The sequence below is a fragment of the Endozoicomonas sp. SESOKO4 genome (assembly GCF_024606275.1).
This window is the reverse complement of the sequence record NZ_JAHHPS010000197.1, coordinates 1-9229: the sequence shown is the minus strand read 5'-3', so window position 1 is coordinate 9229 and position 9229 is coordinate 1. Positions and strand designations below refer to the sequence as shown.

The following is a 9229-nucleotide window of genomic DNA, read 5'->3' as shown; positions in this document are numbered from 1 at the left end:
TGCCACCGGCAGGTGAGTTATATGAATCTCTGGAGCTTATTTTTCCGGTATTCAGATTATTTGAAATAGACGATGATTGAACGGCCAATCCAGCGATACCGCTTTTGCTGGCGGATCCGGTTGTAAAAACAGTGCCGGTGTTCACACTATCGCGTATGACACTGTCAGAAACACTGCCCGCTATACCTCCGCCATGACTGTGAAGACCGCCTGTTTGGATGCTTCCGGCAGAATTGACTACCTCTTCAATTTTACTGCCTTTCAACTCTCCTACAAGCGCACCGGTCGGGCTGTTGTCTCCGGTACTGATCACTTTTGGCTGTTGTAACAGGACCTGTCTGATGGTGCTGTACTGCAATGACCCGAACAAGCCTGAGGGAGTATTATCTGCAGATGTTGAAACTTTGAGGCCGGAAATAACGTGACCGTTGCCAAGCAGAGTGACAGAGAATGGTTTGGAAATATTGCCGACGGGTTTCCAGTCAACTGATCGCAGGTCAATATCACCGGTTAACTCATAGCGTCCTTCGACTGGGTGTTCGGCATTCAGATATTGATTGAAATTATTATTGTCTAGCTGAATTGTTCTGGCCCCGCTGGTTGTCGGCTGTACCGATGACGATGGCACAGCAGATGAAGCTTCTGATGGTGACTCCGAACTGAGCAAAGTAGGGTGAACGGAAGCGGTAGTCAATTCGTCGGTTGCTGGCTGTGTAGACGACGATGAAGTATCGATCTTATAAATTCTCAGACGTTGATCATCTCCCCCTGCTGCCAGCCATTTGCCATTGTGGCTGTATTTAACGCTCCGGACAGTGTTTTTCGAGTCGGGTAGGATGTACAGGAGGTTAGATGAATTCCTGACTTCATAAATTCTGACCTTATAATCAACCCCCCCGGCTGCCAGCTGAGTGTCGTCGCGACTATAGTCGATACACAGAATCGAGCTTGTTGCACCGTACAGGACGTGCAGGGGGGAGGTCGGATTCGTACCGTTATAAATCCAAACCTTATGATCATTCCCACCGGCTGCTATCTGGGTGCTGTTATGGTTGTAGACAACGGCCCATATATGGCCTTCTGGATCGGACAGAGTTTGCAGGGGCGAGGTCGGGATTCTCCCATTATAAATCCTGACCTTGGCATCATTCCCTACGGTGGCCAGCCGGGTGTCGTCGCGGTTGTAGTCAAGGCTCCGTATCCCGTTTGGTGCGGTCAGGGTGTACAGGGGGATGCCCGGATACATCCCGTTATAAATTCTGACCTTGCCATCACTTGAGCCGGCCGCCAGCAGGGTGCCATCGTGGTTGTACTTGACGATCCGTACCCATTTTGTACTATCGTCTAGGACATGCTCCAGAGTGTATCCGTCCAGCACGTTGTAAACCCAGACATTACGGTCATAACTGCCAACTGCTAACCGGCTGCCATCGTGATTATAGTCAAGGCTCCATACCCCGATTTTCGGATCTTTCATGGTGTACAAGAGTTCGAAATTCCCCGAAGCATCCATGCCAAAGATTTGTACGGCCCCTGCAAATCGACACTCTCTGGTTTGTGGATATGGACCGGAAGTTATTGCCAACGCTATGTGCGCATCGTTCCTATTCCATGAAATACTATAAATCCTATGCGGCGAACAATGTCTTGTCAGATCAGGGCCATCGGGTGTTGGAACCGTATACTTTGGCAACCTGTCTGGATCTATTTCAATTTCATGGATCAATTGAGGAGGTGTTCTTTTGCCGCAGTCAAATCCTCCTTGCATGCAATCAATTCCGATCAGTAATATGGGTGGTTCGAAGAACACTTTTGGAAAAGGTAAGTAGCCATTCCGACCGTTCCAGACAGTACGATTGAAAGAGGTGGCGTTTGCGGCACCACCGGGGTCTGCAAACTCGTTCAGTACGGTGGGAAGCTGGTTATTTACCTGTTTGGTGCCATTTATTCGAACAAGTTCACGATAGGGAGTGTTAATGCCTCTGAGCATCGGCAGCTGCGATGTATCGCCGGCATTCCAGAGCGTGCTGTTTAAACCGTTCAGATTTGATTTGAGATCGCTATTGGATAGTCTTATGATGCCTGTATTGCGCCCATCATCACTCCCATCAGTCGGTTGATACTTTGTGAAAGTATCCAGGTTTTTCTCAATACGACCTTCCCCTGCGACTCTTCCCACTGCTCCGCTCATGTAGCTATGGGCAGCCTGAGCTTTAACTGAACCCGTATTAACATTGTTGTAAACTGAGGCCGAGAGAGTGGCCGCCCCGGAAATACCACCGAGATCAGCCCTCATACTTTCCGTTATGATGGCTCCGGCATTGAGGTTATCATGAGTGCTCCCACCCTCGGCCTGTCCGGCAATACCTCCAGCATGTCCTCTTTGACCGCGAGTAGTGACAGTTCCGACATTGACATTTTGAACGACAGCAGCGTTGATCACTTGCCCTGCTATTCCACCGGCGTGTGTATCATAATAATTTGAAAATATGTTGCCTGTGTTGAGGTTTTTGCTGACCAGTGTTTGCCTGAAGGCCTTTCCTACTATTCCACCACTGCGTCCAGCTCTCCGGCTAGTGCCATTCAGATACTCGGAAGCTATTCTTCCGGTGTTCAGGTTATGCAAGATCCTGACTGCTTCTGCTTCTCCTGCAATCCCTCCGGAGCTTTCGGTATGTCTAACCGTCACCTCGCCGGTATTTGTGTTACTGTTAGCAACACTCTTGCTTCTCAGTGTTCCGACAATGCCACCGGCAGGTGAGTAATCTGAATTCCTGGAGCTTATTTTTCCGGTATTCAGGTTATTTGAAATAGACGACGACTGATCGGCCAATCCAGCGATACCGCCTTTGCTGGCGGAACCGGTTATAAAAACGGTGCCGTTGTTCAGGCTATTGTGTACGATGCTATCAGAAACACTGCCCGCTATACCTCCGCCATGACTGTGAAAACCGCTCGTTTGGATGGTTCCGTCAAAATTGAAAACCTCTTCAACCCTGCTGCCTTTCAACTCTCCTGCAAGTGCACCAGTTGGACTCTTGTTTCCGGTACTGGTCACTCTTGGCCGGTTAAGCAGGATCTGCCTGATGGTGCTGTTCTCCAATGACCCAAACAAGCCCGAGGGAGCATTATCTGCAAATGTTGAAACTTTGAGGCCGGAAATAATGTGGCCGTTGCCAAGCAGAGTGACAGAGAATGGTTTGGAGGCATTGCCGACAGGTTTCCAGTCAGCTAATTGCAGGTCAATATTGCCGATTAACTCATAGTGACCTTCGACTGGGTGGTCGGGATTCAGATAATGATTGAAATTATTATTGTCCAGCTGAATAGTTCTGGCCCTGCTGCTTGAAGGCTGTGCTGATGACGCCAGGACAGCGGTTGACATTTCCGAAGGTGACACCGAACTCGATAAAGTGCGGGCTAAAGGAGCAGTGGTCACTTTGCTGACTGAAGGCTGTGCTGATGATGCCGGGACAGCGGACGAAGTGTCTGGAAGTGACACAAGGCTGGATGAAGTATGGGCTAAAGAAGCCGTGGTCTCTTTGCTGGTTAAAGGCTGTGCTGATGACGATATGACAGCAGATGAAACTACTGACGGTGATACCGAACTGGCTGAATTTCGGGCTACAGAATTAGTGCTCAATTCGCTGGTTGAAGGCTGTGCTGATGACGATGAGGCAGCGGATGAAACTTCAGAAGGTGGCACCGAACTGGATGAAGTAAGTTCCACAGAATGAGTGGTCAATTCGCTGGTCGATGGCTGTGCTGATGACGATAGGGCAGCCGATGTAACTTCCGAAGGTAACACCGAACTGGATGAAGTACGTACAACAGAATGAGTGGTCAATTCGCTGCTTAAAGGCTGTGCTGTTGATGATGGGGCAGCGGATGAAATGACCGACGGTGATACCGAAGTGGTTGAAGTACGTGTTACAGAAGTAGCTTTCAATGCACTGGTTGATGGCTGTGCTGATGTTGATGGGATAGCAAATGAAACTTCTGGAGGTGACACCGGACTGGGTGAAGTAAGGGCTAAAGTAGCCGTATTTTTGACCGGGTGGTTGGTGTTCAGGTATTGATTGAAATGATTATTGTCCAGCTTAATAGTGCTGGCCCAACTGTTCCAATTTGGAAAACAAACGACAAGTGACAATAATAGTAAAGGCGACTTTGTGCAGATAGGTGGGCTTTTCCGATACTGATCTTTCATCGGGCTGTTGTTCATTGAGTGCGTACCGCGAAAAACAATGATGAGAATTACTCGTATTCGTGTTCGTATATATAGACTATAAAGAGCCATCATGCAGAAACATGGCAGCCGCTCTTGTTATCCGGTCTACCCATTAAAAAAGCGGGTGGGAGCTCTGTTGCAGCTCGATGAGAGGGTCAGGGGTGCCTGAAACTGGCAGAGGAAAAATCCGAATGGTTTTTGAGATGGGCCGCTTCATCGCAGGACAGCCCGTCTGCCAATAGAAGGATGGCTATTCAGTCGCTCAACCGACTGCGTAACATGGCCAGCGCCGCATTACCGGTCAGAGTATTTTGTTCCTTACTGGCTTTCTCGCCAAAGCCTGTAAACTCCAGGTCTTCCTGCGGCAGTTCGTCCAGAAAACGACTGGGTGTAGTATCAATGATTTCACCGTACTGCTTTCGCTGCCCTGCCAGTGTCATGGTCAAAGTCTTTCTGGCACGGGTGATGCCAACGTAAGTCAGACGTCGTTCTTCTTCAATGTTGTCTTCTTCAATGCTGGTTCGGTGGGGCAGAAGATCCTCTTCCATGCCCATCATGAAAACATATGGGTACTCAAGTCCCTTGGAGGCATGGAGCGTTAATAACTGTACCTTGTCGTTATCTTCTTGCTCTTCCTGACGTTCCATCATGTCCCTGAGAATCAGTCTGGCGATGGCGTCTTCTACCGTAGAGTCTTCGTCACCTCGTTCCAGAGTCTGCTGGAGTGAGTCGATCAGGAACCCAACATTGCCCATGCGTTTCTCCGCCCCTACTGGCGTTGCTGTGGTTTGCATCAGCCAGTTTTCATAGCCGCAGTCGTCAATCATTTCACGGATAGCGGCAATCGGGTCTTCATCAGTCTGGCAGCGGCGGGATACAGAGTCCAGCCACTGGGTAAAACTGCGCAGCTTCTCTACATACTTGGGAGACAGCTCTTCCTGAAGGCCCATTTCCTGTGAAGCCGCGTAAAGGCTCAGGTTGTGAGTACCGGCGTAATTGCCCAGCTTTTCTAAAGTAGCCGGGCCTATCTCACGACGGGGGACGTTAACAACTCGCAGGAAGGCGTTGTCATCATCCTGATTCACCAGCAGTCTGAGATAAGCCATCATATCCTTGACTTCTGCCCGGGCGAAAAATGAGGTGCCGCCATTGATGTGGTAAGGAATTTGATGATGCTGAAGCTTCATTTCCAGCAAGCGAGACTGGAAGTTGCCCCGATACAGCACGGCATAATCTTTCCAGTTAGTACCGTTCTTCAGCTTCTGGGTCAGGATCTCGGTAGCGATGCGTTCACATTCCATTTCGTCATTACGGCATCGAATGACCCGAATGATCTCTCCCATACCCAGCTCACTCCAGAGTGTTTTTTCGAACACGTGGGGGTTATTGGCAATCAGGGTATTGGCAGCTTTCAGGATACGGCTGGTGGAGCGGTAATTCTGCTCGAGCTTGATGACCCTCAGGGCAGGATAATCGTCCTTGAGCAGGGCCAGATTTTCAGGGCGGGCACCGCGCCAGGCGTAAATAGACTGATCGTCGTCACCGACCACGGTGAGTTTGCCACGGTCTCCAACCAGTCGGCTGATCAATTCATACTGGGCACCATTGGTATCCTGATATTCATCGACCAGCACATAGTGAGTTTTGTTTTGCCAGCGCTCCAGAACCTCCGGATGCTCACGAAACAGCATGACCGGTTGCAGAATCAAGTCATCAAAATCAACCGCATTAAAGGCTTTTAATGTGCGGTTATAGTGTTCATAAACTCTGGCGGCGAGTTGCTCGTTGGGCTGACGGGCGTTGGCCATGGCCTGTGGTGGCAGGATCAGGTCATTCTTCCAGTTGGAAATTATGTGCTGAACGGCATCAACACTCTCTTCGTCTGATCCTATTTCCCGCTGCATCAATTCGCCTATCAGGGCATGGGCATCCTGGGCATCAAAAATGGAAAAGCCCGGCTTGTAACCCAACGTCTTGCACTCCTTGCGGATCAGGTTAAGCCCGAGGTTGTGAAAAGTTGAAACCGTCAAACCGTGGGAGGTTCTGCCCTTGACCAGCCTGCCAACACGCTCTTTCATTTCCCGTGCTGCCTTATTGGTGAAGGTCACGGCAATGATATTGCGGGCATTGATACCACATTCCTGAATCAGGTAAGCAATCTTGGTGGTGATAACACTGGTCTTGCCACTGCCTGCACCGGCGAGAACCAGCAAGGGGGTATCAATATACTTTACGGCTTCGGCCTGTCGGTCGTTGAGTCTGTGCACGGTTTGCTTTGATGTCTGGAGCTAAGAGAGCCAGTATATCACCAATTGGTGTCCAACTTCTTAACACGGGTTGCTATTGAGGCTAATGAGAAGAGACAGGCTCTTGCAAAACGGGGCGGACCATATAGCCCTACTGGAAGTCAGGGGTCGGATTCTATATGCATATTAGCTACAGAGCTGATGGAATCAATTTCCTCGCTTACCTGTAATTTTATTTTTGGAATCACCTCTATTGTTTTGGCCTCTGGAGGTGGTGGGGTTCCTGTTACCTGTCTAACACAATAAATTTGTGGGCCCGCAACCTCTCCAAGAATCCTTTGAATTGCCCGCCTCTGTATTATCTGCCAGACTTTCTGGAGGCTTTTATCCGCTACTGACGAGCTGGCTTGAGACGGTTTGCGAGATATATTAATTGCATATTTTGAGTTTCTGGATGAAAGAGAGTCTATCTCGACTGTGCCTTCTGCAGTGTTGGTGCTGACAAGCATTGTTACTGGAACAGTAACCGTTTTTTTTCTCTTCCTGTTATTCTTTGCTCTTGGTGTACGTGGGGCTTCGATGCCCAGATTAATATGTCCTGTGATATGAAATTGGTACTGATCCTGCTCACCCGCAGCGGTACTTTCAGAAGCAGCGGCAGTGGAGGGCCCTTCTTCTGCAAGTGACGGTCGTGGGGTGGCCTCAGCTAATGTGTTTGCATGAGGCGCTTTTCTTTTCAGTTTTGATCGTGAGGTTTGCTTGTTGGTGCTTCTGTCGGATGCTGGTTGTTTTCCGGATGCTGGTTCATTTTCAATGCTGGATGAAGCAGTGCTTCCGCAAGTAGTGACTATTGGACTATAAAGAATGGGATCAATCACGTATAACTGATTCTGGCTTTCAATTTCAATAGGCCCTATCGGGAGAGCGATTGCGAAACCAGGTCGTTCGTCAGACTCAGTTGTCATTTGAATTAAATTCTCGTGTGTAAGCATTTGAAGAGAGTCATAAGTCATGACCCCTTCACCTGAAGAAGGAGAGAACAAACGATCCGGAGCTAAAGAGAAAGAAGGTGGCCAGAGTTCAACATCGTAAAGTGGGTTTTGACGATAAAAAGTTTCAGGGAAGATAATTGCTGCACTTGGCTGTGGTGGCTGTTGATTAATTGATGGGCCAAGAGTATGTGAAATAATAAGATGACAATTATCTCCTTGCCGATGTGTGACGAGAATTTCATCGTATAGTTCATCAATAGTAACGATATACTCGGTGATGCTATCAACCAGATCATCATCTGCTTTAGCATTCATTACTGTATATGCAAGTGCAAGAGTAAAAAAAGTTCTTGCGAATAGACGAAAGGAAAGCATGGTTTGTTACCTGATTTACTACTGGACAGAAACACTCTGTCCCATCCATTATTATCAATCGGCAACTCATGGTAGCACATCATCTATGTTCAGGCGCTGCGCATCAGTGCAGCTCAGACTCCCCTTAACGATCTGAAAACACATGGTAGAAAGGATTAGAGGAGGCGTCCTGCTGCTCAGAAAAAAATACCTGTGCTCACAACAACGCACCCGCAACGTTTTGTCTATTTGTCCGAATAGACTGTAGATAAATGATGATGACTTCCCGAAGCTTTTTAATCATTAACGTCAGGCAGTCATCATGCCCTAACAGAATCAGGGATTATTTACAGCTCGTCATTTAGTGTTGTAGGCCTGCACCATGGTTTTTCGTCACATAGTCCACCTACGCACGTTTCATAACCGCAAAAGGTGTCGTCCGGGCATGGATCCCAGTGTGTAAATGCTGAGCATTCGAAGGCGCCACAGCCACTGCCACTACAATTGTGACAATGGGTGGTGACCGCATCGGAAGGACATGAAGCCGGCGCACCACCTGATTTAATACATGCTGAGCTGTGGTCTTGTGGTCCTTTTGCGCATGGTCTTTTTGCGCAGTTTATTCTTTCGTAAGTGTGATCATAAACAGCTTTGACGAGATCCCGCTTTCCACATATCATATTACCACTGTCGTTTTGCTCATAACCAAAGGATATTTTACCTTCTTGTTTGTCGACCAATGCACATATTGGTTCGTTATCCTTAGAATCATTTTCAGGCGCTCTCATAACGTAATAATAGTTTTTTGAACCCGGGAGAGTGACTTTTGTTGTATGGAAATGCATGAAACCATCAATCTCATAGAAACCTGCGTCCAGCCAATCATAGTTTGTGAACTCTTCTTGCACAGAACCATTTGCATGATATCTGCAGATATGTATGCTGGATTTTTCTGATGTTATCGTAGTGACATGACCAATATACTCTTTACTCTCTTTAGATCTGCCGGGGTCGTCGGATGCGTTGTCATCATTTTCAACATTTCTGACGAAACATAACAAAACCGTTGGCTTCAACTTGCTGATATCCTCGGGAAGCATGCTGGGTGGCCTTCGGTATTCGAGTTTAAAATCATTCTCAGCCTGTGTCTGAAGAGAAAAAACAGAGACCAAAAACAGGGCTATTAACCCTGTTTTTTTCAGTGAGTTGAATAACATCAGACATTCACTCTTGTTAGAAGGTCAAGTACAGTTATAGACAAGGATACAAAGAACGACAACCGCCCGATATAAATAGCCTGTCAGAGGTCGTTTTAGCGGGTTTTATGCTTACACGATCCATCATCTTTACTCCCTAGCAGCCTGTCGGACTTAAGGCTGTCCTACTGCGGTTGCAATAAATTGGTC

At 48.0% G+C, this 9229-nt stretch carries 6 protein-coding genes; 2 read left to right on the top strand and 4 right to left on the bottom strand.

Translation table 11 applies throughout. The features are described 5' to 3' along the window. Positions 1 to 3385 (bottom strand): WD40 repeat domain-containing protein (locus KDK16_RS03845; RefSeq protein WP_257274750.1); only part of this gene is annotated, 3385 nt, incomplete at its 3' end. Positions 3386 to 3413: 28 nt separating this feature from the next. On the opposite strand from KDK16_RS03845, the gene KDK16_RS03840 reads away from it, so the two are divergent. Together KDK16_RS03840 and KDK16_RS03835 are read left to right on the top strand one after the other, a co-directional pair. Continuing rightward, entirely contained in the window at positions 3414 to 3737 is a 324-nt protein-coding gene (locus KDK16_RS03840; protein ID WP_257274749.1) for a hypothetical protein, read from the top strand. Positions 3738 to 3839: 102 nt separating this feature from the next. Then, positions 3840 to 4079 (top strand): hypothetical protein, encoded by a 240-nt coding sequence (locus tag KDK16_RS03835; RefSeq protein WP_257274748.1) that lies wholly within the window; start codon positions 3840 to 3842, stop codon positions 4077 to 4079. A gap of 406 nt (positions 4080 to 4485) precedes the next feature. Here the strand turns inward: KDK16_RS03835 and rep are convergent, their stop codons facing one another. The 3 genes from rep to KDK16_RS03820 form a co-directional block, all read right to left on the bottom strand. Beyond that, positions 4486 to 6498 carry a DNA helicase Rep gene (gene rep, locus KDK16_RS03830; protein ID WP_257274747.1) on the bottom strand — a complete coding sequence of 671 codons (2013 nt, stop codon included), beginning with the start codon at positions 6496 to 6498 and terminating at the stop codon, positions 4486 to 4488. Between the two features lie 140 nt (positions 6499 to 6638). Then, complete coding sequence (locus KDK16_RS03825) at positions 6639 to 7784, bottom strand: hypothetical protein (RefSeq protein WP_257274746.1); 1146 nt, start codon at positions 7782 to 7784, stop codon at positions 6639 to 6641. Positions 7785 to 8170: 386 nt separating this feature from the next. Then, the gene (locus KDK16_RS03820) at positions 8171 to 9040 is read right to left on the bottom strand and encodes a hypothetical protein (RefSeq protein ID WP_257274745.1); all 870 of its coding nucleotides are present in this window, start codon (positions 9038 to 9040) and stop codon (positions 8171 to 8173) included. Between the last annotated feature and the right edge of the window lie 189 nt (positions 9041 to 9229).

Coding starts and splice junctions, on each gene's coding strand:
- KDK16_RS03825 (WP_257274746.1), bottom strand. CDS start 7,784: ATGAATGCTAAAGCAGATGATGATCTGGTTGATAGCATCACCGAGTAT.
- KDK16_RS03820 (WP_257274745.1), bottom strand. CDS start 9,040: ATGTTATTCAACTCACTGAAAAAAACAGGGTTAATAGCCCTGTTTTTG.